This is a genomic window from Streptomyces sp. NPDC017056 (assembly GCF_044332485.1).
Classification (GTDB): domain Bacteria; phylum Actinomycetota; class Actinomycetes; order Streptomycetales; family Streptomycetaceae; genus Streptomyces.
Genome location: NZ_JBIRPD010000005.1, coordinates 166,099 through 187,387, shown reverse-complemented (window position 1 = coordinate 187,387; position 21,289 = coordinate 166,099). Strand labels below are relative to the sequence as shown.

At 72.7% G+C, this 21,289-nt stretch carries 16 protein-coding genes; 11 read left to right on the top strand and 5 right to left on the bottom strand.

Annotated elements, in window-relative coordinates; genetic code table 11:
* Positions 1-21: 21 nt before the first annotated feature.
* Complete coding sequence (locus ACH4OW_RS11595; RefSeq protein ID WP_398026923.1) at positions 22-2,271, bottom strand: ATP-binding protein; 2,250 nt, start codon at positions 2,269-2,271, stop codon at positions 22-24.
* 53 nt (positions 2,272-2,324) lie between these two features.
* Positions 2,325-5,027 carry an ATP-binding protein gene (locus tag ACH4OW_RS11590; protein ID WP_398026921.1) on the bottom strand — a complete coding sequence of 901 codons (2,703 nt, stop codon included), beginning with the start codon at positions 5,025-5,027 and terminating at the stop codon, positions 2,325-2,327.
* Between the two features lie 454 nt (positions 5,028-5,481).
* Between ACH4OW_RS11590 and ACH4OW_RS11585 the strand changes: the two genes are divergently transcribed.
* The 7 genes from ACH4OW_RS11585 (at position 5,482) to ACH4OW_RS11555 (ending at position 15,907) form a co-directional block, all read left to right on the top strand.
* Complete coding sequence (locus ACH4OW_RS11585) at positions 5,482-8,007, top strand: Pls/PosA family non-ribosomal peptide synthetase (RefSeq protein ID WP_398026919.1); 2,526 nt, start codon at positions 5,482-5,484, stop codon at positions 8,005-8,007.
* The gene (locus tag ACH4OW_RS11580) at positions 8,007-11,141 is read left to right on the top strand and encodes an amino acid adenylation domain-containing protein (RefSeq protein WP_398026917.1); all 3,135 of its coding nucleotides are present in this window, start codon (positions 8,007-8,009) and stop codon (positions 11,139-11,141) included. Before ACH4OW_RS11585 ends, ACH4OW_RS11580 begins: the two co-directional genes overlap by 1 nt.
* Before the next feature lie 45 nt (positions 11,142-11,186).
* Entirely contained in the window at positions 11,187-12,173 is a 987-nt protein-coding gene (locus ACH4OW_RS11575) for a TauD/TfdA family dioxygenase (protein ID WP_398026915.1), read from the top strand.
* 106 nt (positions 12,174-12,279) lie between these two features.
* A complete protein-coding gene (gene sbnA / locus ACH4OW_RS11570; protein WP_360128689.1) occupies positions 12,280-13,263 on the top strand; it encodes a 2,3-diaminopropionate biosynthesis protein SbnA in 984 nt (327 codons plus the stop codon).
* 104 nt (positions 13,264-13,367) lie between these two features.
* Positions 13,368-13,874 (top strand): MarR family winged helix-turn-helix transcriptional regulator, encoded by a 507-nt coding sequence (locus ACH4OW_RS11565; protein WP_398026913.1) that lies wholly within the window; start codon positions 13,368-13,370, stop codon positions 13,872-13,874.
* A 72-nt stretch (positions 13,875-13,946) separates the two neighbouring features.
* On the top strand, positions 13,947-15,290 hold the full coding sequence (locus ACH4OW_RS11560) for an FAD-dependent oxidoreductase (protein ID WP_398026911.1): 1,344 nt from the start codon (positions 13,947-13,949) through the stop codon (positions 15,288-15,290).
* A gap of 35 nt (positions 15,291-15,325) precedes the next feature.
* On the top strand, positions 15,326-15,907 hold the full coding sequence (locus ACH4OW_RS11555) for a hypothetical protein (protein WP_360128698.1): 582 nt from the start codon (positions 15,326-15,328) through the stop codon (positions 15,905-15,907).
* A 12-nt stretch (positions 15,908-15,919) separates the two neighbouring features.
* Here ACH4OW_RS11555 and ACH4OW_RS11550 read toward each other — a convergent pair whose 3' ends face one another.
* Complete coding sequence (locus tag ACH4OW_RS11550) at positions 15,920-16,522, bottom strand: CGNR zinc finger domain-containing protein (RefSeq protein ID WP_398026909.1); 603 nt, start codon at positions 16,520-16,522, stop codon at positions 15,920-15,922.
* 21 nt (positions 16,523-16,543) lie between these two features.
* Between ACH4OW_RS11550 and ACH4OW_RS11545 the strand changes: the two genes are divergently transcribed.
* The gene (locus ACH4OW_RS11545) at positions 16,544-16,996 is read left to right on the top strand and encodes a VOC family protein (protein ID WP_398026907.1); all 453 of its coding nucleotides are present in this window, start codon (positions 16,544-16,546) and stop codon (positions 16,994-16,996) included.
* A 13-nt stretch (positions 16,997-17,009) separates the two neighbouring features.
* On the opposite strand, the gene ACH4OW_RS11540 is transcribed toward ACH4OW_RS11545, so the two are convergent.
* Together ACH4OW_RS11540 and ACH4OW_RS11535 are read right to left on the bottom strand one after the other, a co-directional pair.
* Positions 17,010-17,807, bottom strand: a complete 798-nt coding sequence (locus tag ACH4OW_RS11540) for a zinc-binding dehydrogenase (RefSeq protein ID WP_398026905.1) — start codon at positions 17,805-17,807, stop codon at positions 17,010-17,012.
* Positions 17,774-18,217: a MarR family winged helix-turn-helix transcriptional regulator gene (locus ACH4OW_RS11535; RefSeq protein WP_398026903.1), complete on the bottom strand. Its 444-nt coding sequence runs from the start codon at positions 18,215-18,217 to the stop codon at positions 17,774-17,776. Before ACH4OW_RS11535 ends, ACH4OW_RS11540 begins: the two co-directional genes overlap by 34 nt.
* A gap of 141 nt (positions 18,218-18,358) precedes the next feature.
* On the opposite strand from ACH4OW_RS11535, the gene ACH4OW_RS11530 reads away from it, so the two are divergent.
* The 3 genes from ACH4OW_RS11530 to ACH4OW_RS11520 all read left to right on the top strand — a co-directional run bounded on the left by ACH4OW_RS11530 (position 18,359) and on the right by ACH4OW_RS11520 (position 21,282).
* A complete protein-coding gene (locus ACH4OW_RS11530; RefSeq protein ID WP_398026902.1) occupies positions 18,359-18,916 on the top strand; it encodes a quercetin 2,3-dioxygenase in 558 nt (185 codons plus the stop codon).
* 86 nt (positions 18,917-19,002) lie between these two features.
* Complete coding sequence (locus ACH4OW_RS11525) at positions 19,003-19,452, top strand: hypothetical protein (RefSeq protein WP_398026900.1); 450 nt, start codon at positions 19,003-19,005, stop codon at positions 19,450-19,452.
* A gap of 138 nt (positions 19,453-19,590) precedes the next feature.
* The gene (locus ACH4OW_RS11520; RefSeq protein WP_360128710.1) at positions 19,591-21,282 is read left to right on the top strand and encodes a GAF domain-containing sensor histidine kinase; all 1,692 of its coding nucleotides are present in this window, start codon (positions 19,591-19,593) and stop codon (positions 21,280-21,282) included.
* Positions 21,283-21,289 lie beyond the last annotated feature (7 nt).

The following is a 21,289-nucleotide window of genomic DNA, read 5'->3' as shown; positions in this document are numbered from 1 at the left end:
AACGTGCTCCGTCGGCCGGGTCTACCCGGCCCGTTCCCGCTCTGCGAGGCCGGCGAGCCGCCGCTGTACGTGCTCCGCCTCCGCTGACCGGTGCTGCGCCTGGTAGAGCTCCAGCGCCTGCCGCCAGGCTTCCCTGGCCTGAGCGTGCCGGCCCAGGGCGTCGTGGGCCTGTCCGAGGCAGTCCAGGACGAGCGCTTCGTAGAAGGTGTTGCCGATGTCGCGGAACAGGGCGAGGGCGCGCAGGCCGTAGTCCAGGACCTGGGTGTGCCGGCCGGTGCACAGGCCCAGGAAGGCGTGGACGCTCAGCGAGAGTGCCTCGCCGTTGCGGTTGTGGTGGCGGCGGTGCAGGAGCAGGGCGCGCTCGGCGTGGGCGCGGGCCTGCTCGAAGTGGCCCAGTTGCGCGGAGTAGTAGGCCGTCTGGTTCAGGCCGCGGGCCTCCCATTCCTGGTCGTCGAGCGCCTGGAACAGGCTCAGGGAGTGGGCGGCGTGGTCCAGGGCCGATTGGATCTCGCCCTGCTGCCCCCAGGTCCACGCGAGCACGCGGTGCGTGTGGGCCTGGCTCGGCAGGTCGCCGGCGCGCTTCGCCAGGGTGAGGGCTTCGTGGAGGTGCTCCAGGGACTCGGTGTGCCGGTCCACCAGGGCGCAGATCTCGGCGAGGAGGCGGTGCGCAGGTGCCTGGATGGCCGGGTCGCGCAGCTGCCGGGCGGCGGCCAGACCGGCGCGCGCGAGGGTGACCTGGTCGGCGAGCAGCCCCCGCCGCCAGTGGTACGTGTGCAGCGCCGGGGCCAGCTGCCACACCTGTGTGTGCCACCCCCGCTCGACGGCCAGGCGCTGCGCGGCCAGCAGGCCGGGGTGTTCGGCGTCCAGCCACGCCAGTGCCTTCGCCTCGTCCTGGAGCGGATGGGGGCGGCAGCCGGGTGCGGGCGCGTCGAGCGCGACCGACTCGCGGTGACGGTCCAGGACCTGGTCGCCGGTGTAGGCCGTGTGCAGGTAGAAGTCCACCAGCCGCCGCAGCGCGTCGTCGCGGCTGTCCTCGGTGTGGTGGTGGCGCGCTTGGTCGGAGGCGTAGAGGCGGATCAGGTCGTGCAGCCGGTAGCGCCCGGGCGCCGGCTGGGCCAGCAGGTGCGCGGTTTCCAGCTCCCGCAGCAGCGCGCGCACGCGGGCCGCCGGGAGTCCGGCCAGGGAGACGGCGGCGGGCAGGCTGATGTCCGGGCCCGGCGCCAGGCCCAGCAGCCCGAGCAGCGTGGCCGCCTCGGGGCACAGGGCGTGGTACGAGGACGAGAACGCCGCCCGCAGGTTCAGCGGGATCTCGCCGGCGTCCAGCTCGTCGAGCCGGGTCGCGTGGTCGCGCAGCTCCTCGGCCAGCATGCTCAAGGGGAAGTCGGGGTGTGTGGTGGCGCGGGCGGCCACGATGCTCAACGCGAGCGGCAGCCCCGCGCAGCAGGCCAGGAACGCTTCGACGGCATCCGGCTCGGCGGCCGCCCGCTCGGCGCCCAGGTGGGCGGTCAGCAGCCGGCGCGCCTCGGCCTCGGGCAGGACGCCCAGGTCCAGCGACCGGGCACCGTGGGTGGTGACCAGGCCGGCCAGCCGGCGGCGGCTGGTCACCAGCACCGTGCAGGCGGAGTTCCCGGGCAGCAGCGGGGCCACGTGGGTGGTGTCGCGGGCGTTGTCCAGCACGATCAGCATGCGGCGGTCGGCGACCAGGCTGCGGTAGAGCCCCGCCTGGGCGTCCGGGTCGGTGGGAATTGCGGACGGTTCGACGCCGAGGGCGTGCAGGAATCCCCGTACCGCTTCCCCGGCGGGCATGGGTTCTCCGAGCGGGGTGAAGCCCCGCAGGTCCACGAACAATTGGCCGTCGGGAAAACGGTCGATGTTCCGGTGTGCCCAGTAAAGGGCCAGCCATGTCTTACCGATTCCGCCGGCTCCGCCGATCGCCGAAATGGCCACCGTGGCGCCGGAATGCGCCGCCTCGTCCAGCGCGGTGGTGAGCGCCGCCAGCTCCGGCGCCCGGCCGGTGAACCACCGGGGCGCGGCCGGCAGTTGGCGGGGCACCGCGGTGTGCTCGCGCCCGGGGTGCAGATGGACGTCGCCGTGAATGGCCCCGGCCTGCACCACGTGCCCGCGGACCGGCGCGCGTACCTCGTTGCGGACGCGCGGGACCGTGGGGTCCTGGTCGCTTGTCGTGTGTTCCGTCGTCCTCGCCTCCGATGGCGTCCCGGCAACCGGAATATGCCCAGTCTGCTGCGGGCGGGAGACGGCGAGGCGCGTCATGCTTAATTGCACTCGTGTGAGTGACGGTTATTTCCCGTGGGCGGCGCTTTTCCCTATCCCCAGACAATGCGCGAGGCGGGATCCGGAGCGTAAGAGCAGTACGCGCCCGTCCGAATACTGCGCTCCAGGTGCAATCCCAGCACGGGGTCGTGCACGGCGATACGTTTCACCGCCGACTTCAGGGCTTTGGTGACGCTCAGCCTGGCCCGCTCGCTGTCGGAGGCGGCCCTGCGGTCGCGGCCGCCGAGACCGACGGCGCCGGCGAGTTGCTCGGTGACGGCGTCGAGCTCGACCCGGGCGCGCTCGGCACGGGCGGTGTCGTTGAAGCGCTCGGCCTCGTCCAGCTCTTCGGCCAGCTCCCGCAGGCGCCGGCGGTAGGCGGCCTTCGCCCTGGCGTCGAGGGCGGGGCCCGCGTCGCCGGGCCCGGAGGACGCGGGCCCCTCAGGGGCGACCGGCGTGCCGCGGGGCGCCCCGCGTTCGGCCGCCGCCAGGTCGCGCGCCAGGAACTCCCGGTCGGGTTCGCCGAGCAGCCGGGCGAGGTAGCCCAGGCCCACCGCGTGTTTGAGGTGGATGACGTGGCCGCCGTGGGCCAGGGCCCAGTAGTCGCCCTGCCGGCGCAGCGTGGCCTGTTGCGGCGCCTCGGCGGACGCGTCGCGGGCGCCGGCTGCCGGTGCCGGGGCGGTCGCAGGCGGTGGCGGCAGCGCCGTACCGAGTTCCGCCGTGGCGGCCAGCACGGCGGCCTCCAGCGGCCACCGGCGCCCGTGTTCGCGTGCCGTGTCGAAGCGCTGCCCGCCGAGTTCCGCCCGCGCCTTGGCGATGCCGGCCGCCCGCCACCGCTTGAGGAAGGGCAGCAGCGCGGCGCCGGACTGCTTGCGTGCCGTGTCCGACGCGCCGAACAGCGCGGCGGCCCGTTCCCAGTGGTGTACGGGCAGGGCCAGCATGGCCGTGATCTGGAAGACCTCGGCGAGGCCCCACGGGGCGTCGAGCTTGTGGAACAGGCGCAGCGCCTCTCCCGTACGGGCACGGGCGTCCTCGATGTCGCCCAGGCCCCAGGAAGCGGTCCCCAGGGTGAGTTCGGCCCAGGCGATGCTTTTCGGCTCACCGGCCTCGCAGAGCAGTCCGAAGGCGGTCCTGCCGTGGCGGACCGCCCGGGCGAAGTCCCTGCGGGTGACCTCCACCATGGCCAGGAACAGGTACGACCAGCCCACCAGCCACGGTTCGCCCGTCTTCAAAGCGGCGTCCAGCGACTCGCCGAGTACCTCCACCGCATGGTCAGGATTGCCCAGGAGCAGCGCGCCGAACCCGAGGTACTGCAGGGCGCAGACCAGTCCTTGCAGGTCGCCGTCGCGCCGGGACAGCTGCTCGGCCTCGGAGCAGGAGTGCCAGGCGCGTTCCAGGTCCCCCTGGATCACCGCCAGGAGCCCGAGCCCGATCAGGGCCCGTACCCGGCCTTTCGCGGTGCCGCCGTGGTCGGCGCCGAGCGCGCGCCCGAGCCAGACGCACCCCTCGGCGTAGCGCCCTTGCACGTCCCAGAAGGAGGCGAGGGCGCCGGCCAGCCTTACGGCACCGTCGACGTCGCGCGAGGCGAGGAGCCATTCGAGCGCCGCCCGCAGGTCGTCGTGCTCGGATTTCAGCCGGTTCAGCCACACCGCCTGGTGCGGGCCCCGGAACCGTTCCCACGCCTGCTCGGCGAGGTTTTGGAAGTACGCGGCGTGCTGCGCGGACAGCGTTTCGAGTTCGCCTCGCCGGCGCAGCCTCTCCAGGCCGTAGGCCCGCAGGGTCTCCAACAGCCGGTACCGGGTCGGCGTGTGCTGCGGGACGACCGTCACCAGCGACTTGTCGACCAGTTGGAGGATCAGCCCGCCGAGTTCGGCGGCGCCGTCCGCGTCGGCGGCGGCCACCGCCTCGGCGGCTTCCAGGGTGAAGGCTCCGGCGAACACCGCCAGCCGCTCGAACAGGGCCCGCTGGGCCTCACTGAGCAGGTCGTAGCTCCACTCGACGACCCGGTCCAGGGTCCGGTGGCGGGGGAGCGGGGCCCGGGACTCCCACGCCAGCAGCCGGAACCGGTCGTCCAGCCACTTGCTGAGCTGCGGTGCGTCCAGCGCGTTCGTCCGAGCGGCGGCCAGTTCGATGGCCAGCGGCAGCCCGTCCAGCTTCCGGCAGATCCGCGCCACCGCGGCGGCGTTCGAGCCGGTGACCGCGAACTCCGGTTCGACCGCCGTGGCCCGGTCCACGAACAGGCGCACCGCGTCGTACTCCATGACGCCGGCCTCGCCGACGTGCTCCGGGGGAGCGGCGAGGCCCGCCACCGGCCAGAGGGCTTCGCCGGGAACGCCGAGCCGTTCCCGGCTCGTCGCCAGTACCCGCAGGTGCCGGCAGGCGGACAGCAGCCGGAGGACGAGTTGGGCGACCGCTTCGACGAGGTGCTCGCAGCAGTCCAGGACGAGCAGCAGCGCCGCGTCGCGAAGCCGCTCCGTCAGGACCTCCGGCAGCGCTCTGCCGGCCTGCTCCGGTACGTCGAGACCGGCCGCGACGGCGTGGGTGAGCAGCAACGGATCGGTGAGCCCCGCCAGTTCGACGAACCACACCCCGTGCCGGTAGCGGGCCTTGAGAGCCGTGGCCACCTCTATGGCGAGCCGGCTCTTCCCGGCGCCGCCGGGCCCGGTCAGGGTGACCAGCCGGCCCCGCTCCAGACGCGCGCAGACCCCGGCGGCTTCGCGCCGACGGCCTACGAAGGTCGTCAGCGGCGCGGGCAAGTCTTTTGGTCCTCCGGCTGACACCATCATCAACGCTCCAACCGAACGGCGCGTTGGGGCGTGCACCCCCCGCCGCGAGGATAGGTTCGCGCCCGGCGCCGAACAATCGAATGGGGTTTCGCTTGCCCCGATTCGGCGCTCCGACCTGGCGGTTGCTCCCGGCCGCTGCCCGCGGGGCCGGGACCGGCGGGGGTTCCGGTACGCCGGTGAACCGAGGCGCCGCGGCGTCCCCTGCGGCGTCCCCCGCGGCGGGCGGGAAGGCGGGGCGGGTACGTACGGCGGGCTGCGGGGGCGTACGGACGCTACGGCCGCCGGACCCCCGCGCGCGGTCGATCCTGCGGCAGTCGGCCCAGCCGTTACGTGAATTTTCACGTTGTTCCTCTGCCGTTCACGCCAGGTCGGTGAGGCACCCGGTCCACCGGTGCACGCCGATCACCACCTCCGAGGAGGTCACGTGGTGGGAAAACCCGCAGAGGCAGCGGCAGGCCCGACGACCGTCCCGCACCCGCACGAAGGCGCAGGACCGGCGGCCGGCACGGAGACCGCGCTGGCCGCCGTGCTGGCGGACGTCGTACGCGTCGAACGGGTGCCGCCTGAGGCCGACTTCTTCGCCGACCTCGGCGCCGACTCGCTGGTCATGGCCCACTTCTGCGCCCGGGTCAGGAAGCGCGCCGACCTGCCGTCGGTGTCGATGAAGGACATCTACCGGCACCCGACGATCGCGGGCCTGGCGGCAGCGCTCGAAACCACCGTGCCGGAGCCGGTCCGCCCACCGGCCCCGGCGCCCACCGAGCAGACGCGCCCGGTCGGCACGGCCGCCTACGTCCTGTGCGGAACGCTGCAACTCCTGACGCTCCTCGGCTACTCCTACCTCGCCGCGGTGGTCACCACGCTCGGCTACGACTGGATGGCCGCCGGCTCGGGAGTCGGCGGCATCTACCTGCGCGCGGTCCTGTTCGGTGCCGCGGCCTTCCTCGGTACGTGCGTCCTCCCGGTACTCGTGAAGTGGACGCTCGTCGGGCGGTGGAAACCGCGTCAGATCCGCATCTGGAGCCTGGCCTACGTCCGCTTCTGGGTCGTCAGGACGCTGGTCCAGGCGAACCCCCTGGTCCTGTTCGCGGGCTCCCCGCTCTACGTGTGCTACCTCAGAGCACTGGGCGCGAAGATCGGCCGTGACGTCACGGTCTTCTCCCACCACGTGCCCGTCTGCACCGACCTGCTGTCCGTCGGGGACGGCACGGTCATCCGCAAGGACGCGTTCTTCACCTGTTACCGGGCGCACGCCGGTCTGATCCGGCCGGGCACGGTCACCATCGGCAAGGACGTGCTCGTCAGCGAGGCAACGGTGATCGACACGGGTACCTCGCTGGGCGACGGGGCCCAACTGGGGCACGCCTCCTCGCTCCACACGGGCCAGACCGTGCCCGCAGGGGAGCACTGGCACGGGTCTCCCGCGCAGCGGACCGAGGTCGACTACCGGACGCTCGCCGCGGCGGACGGCGGCCGCGGCACCCCACGCGCCGCCTACAGCCTCCTGCAACTGCTGACCACGCTGTTCGTGTACCTGCCACTGGCCATCGGCGGCGTGAGCATGCTCCTCGCCGAGGTCCCGCGGCTCGCCGCGCTCCTGGAAGCGGGGCCACTCGCCTTCACGACCTGGTCGTTCTACGGGGAGGCGCTCGTCACCTCCCTCGCGCTGTTCTCCGGCGCACTGCTCGCCGGCCTCCTCGTGGTGGCCACGGTGCCCCGGCTGCTCCACCTCGCCCTCGAACCGGGCAAGGTCTACCGGCTGTACGGCCTGCACTACTCGCTGCACCGGACGATCGCGCGGATGACCAACGTCACATTCTTCACGACGCTGTTCGGCGACAGCTCCTACATCGTCGGCTACCTGAGCCGCCTCGGGTACGACCTGTCCCGCGTCGAACAGACGGGGTCGAACTTCGGCACCGGCGTGAAGCACGAGTCCCCGTACCTGAGCACGGTCGGCAGCGGCACGATGGTCGCCGACGGCCTGTCGGTCATGAACGCGGACTACTCCAGAAGCTCCTTCCGGCTGTCGCGCGTCGCGATCGGGCCCCGCAACTTCCTCGGCAACACCGTCTGCTACCCGCCGGGCGGCAGGACGGGCGACAACTGCCTGCTCGCGACGAAGGTCGCGGTCCCCCTCGACGGGCCCGTACGGGAGGGGACCGGCCTCCTCGGCTCGCCCTGCTTCGAGATCCCGCGGTCCGTCGAGCGCGACGCCGCGTTCGACCACCTCCGGGACGGCGACGCCCTGCGCCGCCACCTCACCGCCAAGAACGCCTACAACATCCGCACCATGGGCCTGTTCCTGCTGGTCCGCTGGGCGCACGTGTACGCCGTCACCCTGCTGGCCTGGGCCGCCGCCGACCTGTACCCCACGCTCGGTGCCGTGGCGGTCGCGGCGGCTTCGGTGCTCGCCGTCCTGTTCGCCGTCGGATACTCGGTGGCCGTCGAACGCGCCGTCAACGGGTTCCGGCGCCAGACCCCGCGGTACTGCTCGATCTACACGCCCTACTTCTGGCGGCACGAACGTTTCTGGAAGCTCCACGCGGCGCCCCTGCGCTTCCTGAACGGCACCCCGTTCAAGAGCCTCTTCTGGCGCGCGCTGGGCGTACGGCTCGGCAGGCGGCTCTTCGACGACGGCTGCGACATGCCGGAGCGCTCCCTCGTCACGATCGGGGACCACTGCGCCCTCAACGCCGGCAGCGCCATCCAGTGCCACTCGCAGGAGGACGGCACCTTCAAGTCCGACCGCACCACCCTCGGCACCGGCTGCACCCTCGGCACCGGAGCGCTCGTCCACTACGGCGTCACGGTGGGCGACGGCGCGGTGCTCGCGCCCGACTCCTTCCTCATGAAGGGCGAGGACGTGCCCCGGAACGCGCACTGGGGCGGCAACCCGGCCCGGGAGCTGCCCACAGCCATACCCGACAGCGGGCGGAGGACACCGTGATGGCCAGGTCAGCAGACGAAGCCGACCGCGAGTACTGGCGCGGCGTGCTCGGCGCCGGCGGCTTCGCCGCCATTCCGCGGTGGACGCGCCGCCCCGTGCCCGGCACCGCCGAGCACGAGGCGGTGGTCCCCGACGACCTCGCGGCGGCGTTGCGCAAGGTGGCGGGCGAACTGGCGGTGCCGCTGCGCTCCGTACTGCTGGCCGCGCTCGCCAAGGTGCTCGCCGCGCTGACCGGCGAGCCCGACGTCACCACCGGCTACGTCGTGGCGGCGGGCGGGCAGCCGCTGCCCTGCCGGCTGACGACCACGCCGGGCTCCTGGCGGGCGCTGCTGCTGCACACCCGGCGGGCCGAGTCACGGCTGCTGGCGCACCAGGACTTCCCCGTCGGCGACCTGCAACGCCAACTCGGACTGCACGGCGCGCTGTTCGAGACCGTGTTCGACCCGGCCGACGCCGGTGCCGCGCTCGACGGCCCGGTCGTGCTGTCCGTCGGCTGCACACCCCGCCGCGACCGCCTCACCTTGCGGCTGCGCCACCGCACCGACGTGCTCGACGCGGAGTGCGCCGCCAGAATCGCCGGATACCACCTCACCGCGCTCGCCCGTATCGCCGCCGACCCGCACGCCGAACACGGCCGGCAGACCCTGCTCTCCGCCGGCGAACTCCGCCTCCAGATCGAAGGGCTCGCCGGGCCCCGCAGGGTGCTGCCGGACCGCCGCGTACACGAACTCTTCGAGCGGCGGGCGGCGGCCCACCCGGACACCGTCGCGGTCGTCCACCGCGGCCGGAGACGGACGTACGGAGAACTCAACGCCCGCGCCAACCAGCTCGGCAGGGCCCTGCTGGCCAGGGGGCTCGGCCGCGAAGAAGTCGTCGCGGTGGTCACCGGGCGCACGCTCGACTGGCCGGCCGCCGTCCTCGGCGTCTTCAAAGCCGGCGGCGTCTACCTGCCCGTCGAGCCGCACTTCCCGGCGGACCGCATCGCGGCCATGCTCACCCGGGCCGGGTGCACCCTCGTCCTGGCCGAACGCGGCAGCACCGGCACCCTCGACCAGGCACTGGACACGCTGCCCGGGGTCCGCCGCCTGTGCACCGACACGGCGTTCGCCGAGCGGCACGCCGACGGCGACCTCGGCATCGGCGTGCCGGCCGGCCAGCTCGCCTACATCTACTTCACCTCCGGCTCCACCGGCGAGCCCAAGGGCGCGATGTGCGAACACGCGGGCCTGCTCAACCACCTCTACGCCAAGATCGACGACCTGGAGATCGGCGCGGGCCAGGTCGTCGCCCAGACGGCGCCGCAGTGCTTCGACATCTCGCTGTGGCAGCTGGTCGGCGCGCTCCTCGTCGGCGGGCGCACCCTCCTGGTCGAACAGGAGGCGATCCTGGACGTACCCCGGTTCGTCGACCGGATCACCGAAGGCCGGGCCGGCGTCCTCCAGGTCGTGCCGTCCTACCTGGAAGCCGTCCTGTCCTACCTGGAACAGCACCCACGGGAGCTGCCGGACCTGCGGTACGTCTGCGCGACCGGCGAGGCGCTCAAGACGGAGCCGGCACAGCGCTGGTTCGCCGCCCAGCCCGGCATCGCCCTGGTCAACGCGTACGGGCTGACCGAGACCTCGGACGACACCAACCACGAGGTGATGCGCCGCGCGCCGGACGGGCCCAGGGTGCCGCTCGGCCCGCCCGTCGGCAACGTGCACCTCTACGTCGTCGACGAACACCTCTCGCCCGTCCCGCTCGGCGCCCCCGGCGCGATCGTCTTCTCCGGCGTCTGCGTCGGCCGGGGATACGTCAACGACCCGGAACGCACCCGCGCCGCCTTCCACGCCGACCCGCACCGCCCCGGCCGGCGGCTGTACGAGGGCGGCGACATCGGCCGCTGGCGGCCCGACGGCAAGCTGGAGTTCCTCGGCCGCCGGGACGGCCAGGTCAAGGTGCGGGGCTTCCGCATCGAGACCGGCGAGATCGAGAACACCCTGCTACGGGTGCCGGGCGTCCGCGACGGCGCGGTGGTCGTCACCGAGCGGGCCGGCCACGGCGCCCGCCTGGTGGCCTTCTACAGCGGCCCGAAACCGCTCGAAGCCGACGTGCTGCGCGGCCGGCTGGGGCGCACACTGCCCGCGTACATGGTTCCTTCGGCCTTCCACTGGCGCGAAGGCGCGCTGCCGCTGACCGCCAACGGCAAGACCGACCGCAAGGCACTGGCCGCCCTCGCCGCCGGGCTCGACGACGCGGAGGACCGGCACGAGGCGCCGGGCACGCCGACCGAACGCCGGCTCGCCGCCGCGTGGGCGCGGACGCTCGGCATCCCCGAGGCCCGCATCGGACGCCGGGACCACTTCTTCGACCGGGGCGGCAGCTCGCTGTCGGCGGTCAAGCTGGCGATCCTCCTGGACCGTGCGGTGTCCCTCGGGGACGTCACCCGGCACCCGGTGCTCGCCGAGCTGGCGCAAGTGGTGGACGGCAGGTCCGGTGCGGGCGGGGAGCGGGCGCGGCAGTGGCCGGGCCCGGACCTGCTGCGGACGCTGTCGGTGCCGGGCGGCGCGCGGGACGGCGCCCTGGTGTGCTTCGCCTGGCCGGGCGGCGAAGCAACGGACTACCAGGCGCTGGCCGATGCCCTGCGGGGGAGCGGCCGGGCGGTTTACGGGGTCGGGTGGCACGGTGCGGAGGGGGCCGGCGGCGCCGGACCGCCCGCGTCGCCGCCGCAGTCCGTCGAACACGTCGCCGAACGGGCCGCCGCCGAGATCGCCCGGCGGGGCCTGACCGGAGTCCTGCTCTGGGGGCACGCCGAAGGCGCCGCGTACGCCGTGGAGACGGCCCGGCGGTTGGCGGCGCGGGGAACGGAAGCCCGGAGGATCTTCATCGGCGCGCAGCTGCCGGAAGGCACGTTCAGCAGGCCCACCGCCGCCGGCGGACCGGCAGGAAAGCTGGCCACGCCCGTCACCGTCGTCGTCGCGGCCGACGACCCGCGGACGGCACGCGTCCGCCGCCGGTACCGCGACTGGGCGCTGCTCGCCGAACACGTCGACCTGTACGTCCTGCCGGCAGGCGGCCACCGCTTCCCGCACTCCCGCCCCGCCGAAACGGCCCGAGCCGTCCTGCGCGCCGCCGCCCTGCCGGCCGCCCCGTGACGGCCCCGGCCCGGCCGCCACCACGAACCCCGAAAGGAACCCGCCATGCCCGTACCGCCCGCCCCCTCCTCACCGGCATCCGACGTGAACCTGCTGCCCGGCAGGCCCCCGGTCCTCCTGGCCGAACCCACCGGCGACGCGGCCGGCTGGGCCGCCGGATACCGGGACACCCTGCGGTCCCTCGTCGCCGAGTACGGCGCGGTACTGGTGCGCGGCCTCGGCCTGCACGACCCCGACCAGGCCGGCGCCGTCTTCCGGCACCTGGCCACCGGCCTGCTGACGGAGAAGGAGGCCTTCGCGCCGCGGCGGGAGTACGCCGACGGCGTGTACTCCTCCACGAAGTGGCCCGCCGGCCAGCCCATGTGCATGCACCACGAGCTGAGCTACACCCTCACAGCCCCCGGCCTGCTGCTCTTCGCCTGTCTCACCGCGCCGGACAGCGGCGGCGCCACCGCGCTCGCCGACGCGCCGACCGTACTCGACGCGCTCCCCGCCGAGCTGGCCGAACGCTTCGAGCGGGAGGGCTGGCTGCTCACCCGCAGCTACAACGACGAGGTCGGTGCCACCTTCGCCGAGGCGTTCGGCACGGACGACCGCCGGGCCGTCGAACGTTACTGCCGCGGCCACGCCATCGACTTCGCCTGGCAGCCCGGCGGGGGCCTGCGCACCCGGCAGCGGCGGAGCGCGGTGGTACGCCACCCGGTCTCCGGCCGCCGCTGCTGGTTCAACCAGATCGCCTTCCTCAACGAATGGACGATGGAACCCGAGGTGCGCGAGTACCTGGTGGACGTCTACGGCGCCGACGCGCTGCCGTTCAACACCCGTTACGGCGGCGGCGACCCGATCGGCGAGGACGTGGTCCGGCTGCTCAATACCGTGTACGAGGCCCACACCACACGCGAGCCGTGGCAGGCGGGCGACCTGATGCTCGTCGACAACGTCCGCACCGCGCACAGCAGGGAGCCCTACGAGGGGCCGCGCGACGTGCTGGTGGCGATGACCGACGCGGTACTCCTGACCGCCTGCCGCTGAAAGACGAACGCTTCGTTCCGGTGCGGGGGCCGCACCGGCGCGGAGGAAAAAGCGAGTGCACTTCCACGGAGACGACTGTGTGCACTGCTGAACGAGGGGGGACGAAGTGCCAGTCATATCCATGCCTTTGGACTTCAACGAGGAGGACCTCTACGTCGACCTGCGGGCGACGTTCGGGCACCCGCTCTACCTGAAGTGCGAGGGATTCAATTTCGCGGGCTCGATCAAGCTCAAGGCCGCGACGGAAATGGTGGCGGCCGCCGAACGCAACGGCGTGCTCACACCGGGAGCCACCCTGGTCGAATCCTCGTCGGGAAACCTGGGCGTGGCGCTGAGCATCATCGCGGCCAGCAAGGGATACGCATTCCTGTGCGTGACGGACGCCCGCTGCAACCTGTCGGCCCGGCGGATGATGGAGGCATTGGGCAGCCGGGTGCACATCGTCACCGAGCCGGACGCCATGGAGGGTTTTCTCGGCGCGCGCATCGACTACGTACGCAAGCTGACCGCATCCGACAACCGTTACGTGTGGCTCAACCAGTTCGCCAACCCGGACAACTGGAAGGCGCACTACCGCAGTACGGCACCGGCCATCGCCCGCCAGTTCCCGCACCTGGACGTCCTGTTCGTCGGGGCGGGCACCACCGGCACCCTCATGGGCTGCGCGCGCTATTTCCGGAAATGGCACCGCCCGGTGCGCGTCATCGCCGTGGACAGCGTCGGCTCGGTGTCCTTCGGAGGCGCTCCGGGCCGCCGGATGATCCCCGGGCTGGGGGCCAGTGTCCCGCCGCGCCTGCTCGACGAGGCGTACGTGGACGAGGTGATCCGCGTCGAGGAGTCGGACACCATCCGCACCTGCCACCGCCTGGCCGGCCGCGGCTTCCTCTTCGGCGGCTCCACCGGCACGGTCGTCAGCGGTGCGGCGAACTGGCTGACCCGCCACCGCCCGCACCGCCTCACCGCCGTGGCCATCGCCCCCGACCTGGGCGAACGCTATCTGGACACCGTCTACCAGACCACCTGGCTGCAGGACTTCTACGGCGCCGACCTGCTCGCCGCCGAGGGGCTGGCAGGGGCGCGGTCCGCCTGATCCGTACGTCGTCGCAACGCCCAGGGCCTGAGGCGCGCACAGTCACTTGAAAATCGTGTATCTTGGAAATCAAGGTAAATGCGGAGTGAGGGGACGTGCGGAGCGTGGCCGAGGAGACCCAGTCGATCGAGGCCGCCCTGGGCAGGGCGGTGCAGGCGTACCAAGGAGCCGTCGACGACTTCGACCGGGAGATGGCGCGCCTGCTGGGCGTCAACGAGACCGACCTGCGGTGCCTGGAACTGCTGCTGAGCGCGGACCGGGCGACCCCCGGCGAGCTGGGCAGCCGGCTGGGGCTGACCACGGGCAGCGTGACCGCCATGATCGACCGCCTGGAGAAGCGCGGCCACCTCACCCGCACCCCGCACCCCACCGACCGGCGCAGCACCCTCGTGCAGGTCACCCCTGCCTTCCGGGAGCGCGCTTCCGCGCTGATCGAACCCTTCCTCCGCGACTCCGCCGCGGAGGTCTTCGCCCGCTACACCGCCGCACAGCTCGCCCTCGTCGCGGACTTCCTCGACTTCTCGCGCGGCATCCAGGAGCGCCACACCGAGCGCCTGCGCGCCGTACCCGCGCCGAAGCGGGGCGGCAAGGCCGGCCCGGCGCCCGCGTAGCGACGGCACCGGCGGGCCGGGTGCGGCCTCGCGTCTCGTACGGCAACCCACCAGGAACAGAAGGCAGGACCCATGCGCGTGATCATCATCGGTGCCGGCACCGGCGGCCTCGCCCTGGCACACGGGCTCCAGCGCGCCGGCGTCGGCTGCGCGGTCTACGAGCGCGACCGGACCCGTGGCGGCGGACTGCAGGGCTACCGCGTCGGCATCGACCACGACGGCAGCCGGGCCCTGTCGCAACTGCTGCCGCCCGGCCTGTTCGCGACCTTCGCGGCCACCTGCGCCCGCACTCCCGACCGCTTCAACATGTTCACCGAGAAGTACAAGGAAGTGCTGTCCCTGGACGGCTTCGCGCGGGCCAGCGCCGACGGGGCGGGCGCGGAACGCTCCGTCTCCCGGATGACGCTGCGTCAGGTGCTGCTCACCGGCCTCGAAGACCTGGTGCACTTCGACAAGGTCTTCACCCGCTACGAGAACAACCCCGACGGCACGGTCACCGCGCACTTCGAAGACGGCACCACCGCCACCGGCGACGTCCTGGTCGGCGCGGACGGCTCGCAGTCGCCGGTCCGCCGCCAGTACCTGCCGCACGCCGAACTCAAGGACGCCGGGATCGCCGCCGTCGCGGGCAAGGTGCCGCTGACGGCCGAAACCCGCGCCCTGCTGACCGACCGGACGATCGACGGCGTCAACCTCTTCTTCGCGCCCGGCGGATACTCCCTGATCCTCCACGTCATGCAGTTCCCCTGGGACCAGGACGGCGCCCCCAAGAGCGGCATCGGCGCCAGCGACGCGGACCTCATCAAGAACTGGCCGGGCCTGCAGTACGACAACACCCGCGACTACATCATGCTCGGTCTCAGCGGCGCCAGGCAGAACCTGCCCGCCGACGTCATGGCGCGTGACGGTCACCAACTAAAGGACCTCATGCGGGAGCTGATGCGCACCTGGGATCCGCGCCTGCGCGCCCTCGCCGGACTCGTGGACCCCTCCACCTGCTTCCCGATACGCATCCGCACCTCGGTGCCGATCGACCCGTGGCCCGCCGGCAACATCACCCTCATCGGTGACGCCATCCACACCATGACCCCGGGCCGCGGGGTCGGCGCCAACACCGCGCTGCGCGACGCCGTGCTGCTGTGCCGCAACCTGACCGCCGCCCGCGACGGCCGGATGCCGCTGGTCTCCGCGGTCCGCGACTACGAGGCCCAGATGATCGACTACGGCTTCGACGCGGTGCGCAAGTCGCTGGCGCAGATGAGCGGCGACGACCCCATCCACAAGCCCGTCATCGGACGCGCCGTGCTGGCCGCGATGCGCACCGGCATGCGCGTCGTCAACCACCTGCCCCCGGTGAAGCGCAAGATGGCCGCCTCGCAGCAGGCTTACCGCGGCCAGGACCGCGAGGAAGGGTAGGCGCGGTCCGGCCTCCCGGTGGCATGATTCCCTTCATGTCGAACACTTCATCGATTACGTATACGCGGATAGGCGCGATCCTGCACGAGATCGGCATGGTGTCCGAGGAGCAGCTGCGCAGCACCCTCGAAGAGACCGCCAACTACGCGGACGAGGAGGTCGAGGACCACTACGAAGTGGCCTGCGCCCTGGAAGAGTTCAAGGTGGCGGTCTCGGTGCACGCCGACGACATCGACTCCATCCACGACGACTACGGGAGCCTCCTGCAGGATGCCGCGGAGGTCGCCGGCGGCAGGGTCGCCATCACCGGCGTCCGGCTCGTCGAGGGCGAAGGCGAGCTGGCAGGCGGCCGTTTCGACACCTTGGAGTTCGAACGCGACGGCGAGCCGGTGTCCATCGAGGCCGAGCACTTCGCGGACGACTACTACGACCACGAGGCGGCCTGCGAGGCCATCACCATGACCGCCCACGACGACGACCCCCGCACCTGGCGCTGCCTCGACTTCGAGCGCAAGCCGAACGCCGGCTACGACAGCATCATGGTCCTCGCCACGCCCGAGCAGGCGAAAGCGCTGCGCGAGCGCCTGGGGTTCACGTTCCTCAGCGGCGACGTGTGATCCGCTCGCGCGTCACCCGCCCTCGGCGTGACGGGCGCGCGACGCCCTGACCTTGTGGCGGTTGCCGCAGTGTTCCATGGAGCACCAGCGGCGTCGGCCGGGCCGCGAGGTGTCGACGTAGACGAGGTGGCAGTCCTCGGCGGCGCAGGTGCGGATGCGGTGTGCGAAGGGGCCGGTGAGCAGGTCGACGGCGTCCCGCGCGACGGTGGCCAGAAGATGGGTGCCGGAGGCGGGCCCGGCCCACCGCCGGTCCCCGTCCGGCCCGATCAGGGGCGCCAACGCGGGTTGCGAAGCGGCCGCGTTGACGACCGCCAGGTCTTCGGGCGGGTGCGGTTCGCCGCGCGTGTGGGCGAGAACCGTACGGAGCAGGGCGTCGCGCAGCCTCCGGGCGTCCGTCACCTCGGCTTCGGTGACGTCCAGTACGGGGGTGGGGGCCAGCCGCGAGCGGCCCGCCCAGGCGGTCAGATCGGCGGGTTGGTGCAGGACCTCGTAGCGGCGGTAGGGGCCGGGGCCGCCGGTGGGCAGCAACTCCAGGCACAGCGCGCCGGGGTCGAACCGGTAGGCGGCTCCGGTGTGGGAGTGGAGTACGAGCCCTCTGGTTGCGTCGGAGTCCATGTAACCAATATAACTGGTTACATGACCTTGACGTGGAAGTTGGTTGTCGACAGCACGAACGCGCCCGTCCTCGCGGACTTCTGGGCAGCGGCCCTGGAGTACGAGGTGGAGGACCCCAGCGCACTCGTCGGGCAGTTGCTGGCCGCCGGGCACATCGGCGAGGAGGCGGTCACCGAGCGCGACGGCCGCAAGCTCTTCCGCGGTTACGCCGCGATCCGCCACCCCGAGGACCCGTTCGACGCGACCAGCGGCGTCGGCCAGGGCCGGCGGCTGCTCTTCCAGGACGTGCCCGAGAGCAAGTCCGGCAAGAACCGCCTGCACATCGACGTGCACGCAGGACCCGGCGGCCTTGAGGAACTGGTGGCCCGCCTGGAGGGACTGGGGGCGACCCGCGTCAGCGAGATCGACAAGGGCCCGGCCGGGCACTGGTGGCTCATGCGCGACCCGGAGGGCAACGAGTTCTGCGCCGCGTAGCCGACGGGGCCGCCTACGGCTGCTCCGCCGTGACCCGCACCAGCATCTTGCCGGTGTTGGCGCCGCGGAGCATGCCGAGGAACGCGTCCACCGCGCCGTCGAAGCCGTGGGCCACGGTCTGCACGTCGCGGACGCGCCCCGCTTGCAGGTGCGGGACGAGAAAGTCCTCCAACTCACCCTGCGCGTCACGGTGGTTGCGTACGAGAACGCCCTCCAGGCGCAGGCTCTTCCCGACGATGTCGAAGAGGTTGCGGGGCGCGGCGGGCGGCCGGGTGCTGTGGTACTGCGCGATCGCGCCGATCCAGGCGATCCGCCCGAACTCGCGCAACCCCCGGATGGCCCCTTCGAGGTGGTCGCCGCCGACGTTGTCCAGGTAGGCGTCGATGCCGTCCGGGGCGGCCTCGGCCAGGAGGTCGCCCACGGGCCCGTCGTGGTAGTCGAAAGCCGCGTCGAACCCCCATTCCCCGGTCAGCCGCCGGACCTTGGCCGGTGACCCCGCGCTGCCGACGACGCGGCCCGCTCCCAGCAGCCGGGCGAACTGGCCCGCGGCGCTGCCCACCGCGCCCGCCGCCGCGGAGACGAAGACGCTCTCGCCGGGCTGGAGGCGCACCGTACGGGTGAGCGCCACGTAGGCGGTCAGCCCCGTACCGCCCAGGAGGCCCAGGTAGGTGTGGGCCGGAACGCCGTGGTGGTCGGGCAGGACGCGCGCCTCGTCCGGTGTCACCAGGGCGTGGGTGCGCCACCCCTTGCGGTGGAAGACGGCCGGGCCGCCCGGTCTCACTTCGGGGCCGGGGTGGGCGGCTGACCCCATGGCGTCTCCAGTGCCGCCCGCAGTGCGTCGACCGCCTCCCGGCCGATCCGCCCGGCGAGCCGCTCTTCGAGCTGTTCGAGGATGCGGACGGCGCGGCGGTGCGCGCGTTCGCCTTCCTCCGTGCGCCGGATCAGCCGCTGTCGTGCGGAGGCGGGGTCGGGGACCTGTTCGAGCAGTCCGGCGGCGATCAGGCCGTGGACGGCCTGGTGCGCGGTCTGGCGGGTGACGCCCATGCGCCGGGCCAGCTCCGACGCCGTGGTGCCCTGGTCGTCCAGCGCGGCGAAGAGCTGGGTCTGGGTCGGTGACACCGGTGTGGCGCCGCCCGCTTCCAGGGCGGCCAGCAGTCCTTCCTCGAACCAGCGGCGGGCGTCGCCGAGCAGCTGGGGGAGGTTGCGGTGGAGGTCCTGCATCTGTTCCTCACGGTGGCGGAAGGGGGGAAGGGGAGGTGGACCGGGCGCGGCGCCCGCGTGGAGCCGCGCGGCTTGCCCGGTGGCGCGACGTCGTGTCAGGCTACCTGACATTAGTGTTGCAGGGCGACCCCAGGAGACCGCATGACCATCGAGTTCGCCACCCGCTACCGCAGCGCCTCACGCATCCCCGCGGAACCCGGCAAGCCCTACTTCGTAGAGAAGGGCGAGGGCGACCGCGCCCACCTGTTCGGCGACCTCGTCACCGTCTACGCGGGCGGCGAGCAGACCGAGAACACCTTCAACTTCTTCACCGTCGAAGGCCCCAAGGGCGACCTCATCCCGGCCCACCTGCACTCCGACACCCACGAGGTCTTCTACGTCACCCAGGGCGCGGTCCGGCTGTTCGTCGAGGACACCGAAGGCAACCAGCAGGAGAAGCTGCTGACCCCCGGCGACTTCGGCTTCGTACCCAAGAACTGCCCGCACTCCTACCGCATGGAACGCCACCACAGCCAGGTCGTCGGCGTCGCGGCCGGACCCGGTGGCACCTTCGAGCGGTTCTTCGAGAACCTCGGCGCGCCCACCGGGGAACTCGGCCTGCCGCGCGAGCCCGTCGTCCCGGAAGCGGGGAAGTTCGAGACCGTCCCGCAGCAGTACGACGTGCGCTTCCTGCCCGGTCACCGGTGGCGTACGCGGTGACGGGTCCGCCTGGATGCGGGCCCCTGGTGGCATGAGAGGTCCGTGTTCGCAGGGGTGGGCGGGGGAAAGGCGGGTACTCGCGGGACATGCCTGAAAAGCGCGTGGTGTCCACCATTCTGCGGCCCTTGACCAGGCGCGGCCGGCACCGGCGTCCGGGACGGCGCAAGGGCCGCTGGCACCGGCGGCTGATGGCCTACCGCGACGTGGAACTGGTCCACTCGCCCGCACCGTCCCCGGCCGGAGCCGAGTGCCTGCTGCTGGTACACATCCGGCGCGTGGTCGGGCAGGTCACCTATCAGGTGTGCGGCCGCTGCGAGTGCGGGGTGATACTCCAGGCGGAGGTCTGCGGACCGCTCCACGGCAGCGGCCTGCGCACCCGGGCCCTCTCCCACCTGCGTTCCAGCTACCCGGACCTGGCGTGGCGCAGCGCACTGCCCCGGCGCCAGGCCCGGGACCTGACGCACCGGCTGAGCATCCCCGACGCCACGCGCCGCACGCCCTGCCCGCACCTGGACACCACCTCGGCCGCTTCCTGAGGCCCCGTCACCGGCCCGCGCCTTGTCGCCACAGCCCTCCGTCCCGTAGGGCGGCTGTTCGAACAGGGTTACGCTGACCAGGTACAGCGGGCGACCGAAGAAGGAGGGCCGGTGGGCGCGCAGGAGTCGTTGTCACGGATGCCGCAGCTGCGACTGGACGAGTTGCTGGAGGAACTGCAGGCACGCATCGACGCGGCTCGCGGCACCCGGGACCGGGTGCACAGCCTCCTGGAGGCCGTGGTCTCGGTGGGGCGGGAGCTGGATCTGCCGCAGGTGCTCCGGCGCATCGTCGAAGCGGCCGCGCTGCTGGTGGACGCGGAGTACGGGGCGCTGGGCGTGATCGGCCCGGACGGCCGGCGGCTGTCGCAGTTCCTGACGGTGGGCCTGACGCCGCAGGAGATCGCCGCGATCGGGCCGCTGCCGGCCGGCCACGGCCTGCTGGGCGAACTGATCCGCAACCCCGAGCCGTTGCGGCTCACCGACCTCGGCACCCACCCGTCCTCGTACGGTTTTCCCGCCCACCACCCGCCGATGCGCACGTTCCTGGGCGTGCCGATCCGGGTGCGCGACGAGGTCTTCGGCAATCTCTACCTGACCGACAAGCGGGGCGGGCACGACTTCGACGCGGAGGACGAGTCGGTGATCGCCACGCTGTCCGTCGCGGCCGGCGTGGCGATCGACAACGCCCGGCTCTACGAGGGGTCGCAGCGCCAGCAGCGCTGGCTCAAGGCGGGCGCGGAGATCACCAACAGCCTGTTCTCCGGCAGCCCGCGCCTGGAGGTGCTGGAACTGATCGCCCGCCGGGCACAGGAGATCACCCGGGCGCGGCTCGCGGACGTCTCCGTGCCCGAGCGGGACACCGGCGGCCTGGTCGTCGAGCTGGCGCTCGGCGAGGGCGGCGGCAAGCGCCGCGGCCTGGTGGAGCCGGTCGACGGCACACTGGCGGGCGCCGCCCAGCGGACGGGGGCGCCCGTCACCACGTCCGATGTGGCGCACGACGACCGGTACGCCGCCGGGGCGCGGGGGTTCGAGGGCCTCGGGCCCGCCGTGGCGGTCCCGCTGGGCAGTGAGGGCGGCAGTACCCGGGGCGTGCTCCTCCTGGCGCGTGCCGAGGGGGAGGCGGTGTTCACCGAAGAGGAGCTGGAACCGCTGCGCGCCTACGCGGGGCAGGCGGCCGTGGCCCTGGAACTGGCCGAACGGCGGCGCGACGCCGAACAGCTCGCCCTGCTGGAGGACCGGGACCGGATCGCCCGTGACCTGCACGACCTGGCCATTCAACGGCTGTTCGCCACCGGTATGACGCTGCAGAGCGCCGCCAAGCTGGTGGAGCACGCCGGTGCCGCCGAGCGGGTCACCCGGGCCGTCGGCGACCTGGACGAGACCATCAAGATCATCCGGTCGACGATCTTCGGTCTGCGGGTCAGGGAAGAGGACGCGGGACCGAGCCTGCGGGCCCGCGTGGCGCGCGCCGTCGGCGAAGCCGGCACGGCGCTGGGCTTCCCGCCGCGGCTGAGCATGGAAGGGCTGCTGGACACGGACGTACCGCCGCAGGTGGCCGACCACGTCATGGCGGCCCTCACCGAACTGCTCAGCAACGCGGCCCGGCACGCGCACGCGACCCGGGTGGAAGTGGCCCTCCGGGCCACCGGCGACGAGGTGGTGCTGAGCGTGACGGACAACGGCAGGGGCATCCCGGAGACCGGGCGCCGCAGCGGGCTGGGCAACCTGGCCGAACGGGCGGCGAACGTGGACGGGACGATGGAGATCCACATCCCCGCCGGCGGCGGCAGCCGCATCGTGTGGCGCGCCCCGCTGCCAGCGGGCGGCTGACCGGGCA

Excerpts from the sequence above, each read along its gene's own strand:
- ACH4OW_RS11595 (WP_398026923.1), bottom strand. The coding sequence starts at position 2,271 with ATGACGCGCCTCGCCGTCTCCCGCCCGCAGCAGACTGGGCATATTCCG.
- ACH4OW_RS11580 (WP_398026917.1), top strand. The coding sequence starts at position 8,007 with ATGGCCAGGTCAGCAGACGAAGCCGACCGCGAGTACTGGCGCGGCGTG.
- ACH4OW_RS11575 (WP_398026915.1), top strand. The coding sequence starts at position 11,187 with ATGCCCGTACCGCCCGCCCCCTCCTCACCGGCATCCGACGTGAACCTG.
- ACH4OW_RS11560 (WP_398026911.1), top strand. The coding sequence starts at position 13,947 with ATGCGCGTGATCATCATCGGTGCCGGCACCGGCGGCCTCGCCCTGGCA.
- ACH4OW_RS11555 (WP_360128698.1), top strand. The coding sequence starts at position 15,326 with ATGTCGAACACTTCATCGATTACGTATACGCGGATAGGCGCGATCCTG.
- ACH4OW_RS11550 (WP_398026909.1), bottom strand. The coding sequence starts at position 16,522 with ATGGACTCCGACGCAACCAGAGGGCTCGTACTCCACTCCCACACCGGA.
- ACH4OW_RS11545 (WP_398026907.1), top strand. The coding sequence starts at position 16,544 with ATGACCTTGACGTGGAAGTTGGTTGTCGACAGCACGAACGCGCCCGTC.
- ACH4OW_RS11540 (WP_398026905.1), bottom strand. The coding sequence starts at position 17,807 with ATGGGGTCAGCCGCCCACCCCGGCCCCGAAGTGAGACCGGGCGGCCCG.
- ACH4OW_RS11535 (WP_398026903.1), bottom strand. The coding sequence starts at position 18,217 with ATGCAGGACCTCCACCGCAACCTCCCCCAGCTGCTCGGCGACGCCCGC.
- ACH4OW_RS11530 (WP_398026902.1), top strand. The coding sequence starts at position 18,359 with ATGACCATCGAGTTCGCCACCCGCTACCGCAGCGCCTCACGCATCCCC.
- ACH4OW_RS11525 (WP_398026900.1), top strand. The coding sequence starts at position 19,003 with ATGCCTGAAAAGCGCGTGGTGTCCACCATTCTGCGGCCCTTGACCAGG.
- ACH4OW_RS11520 (WP_360128710.1), top strand. The coding sequence starts at position 19,591 with ATGCCGCAGCTGCGACTGGACGAGTTGCTGGAGGAACTGCAGGCACGC.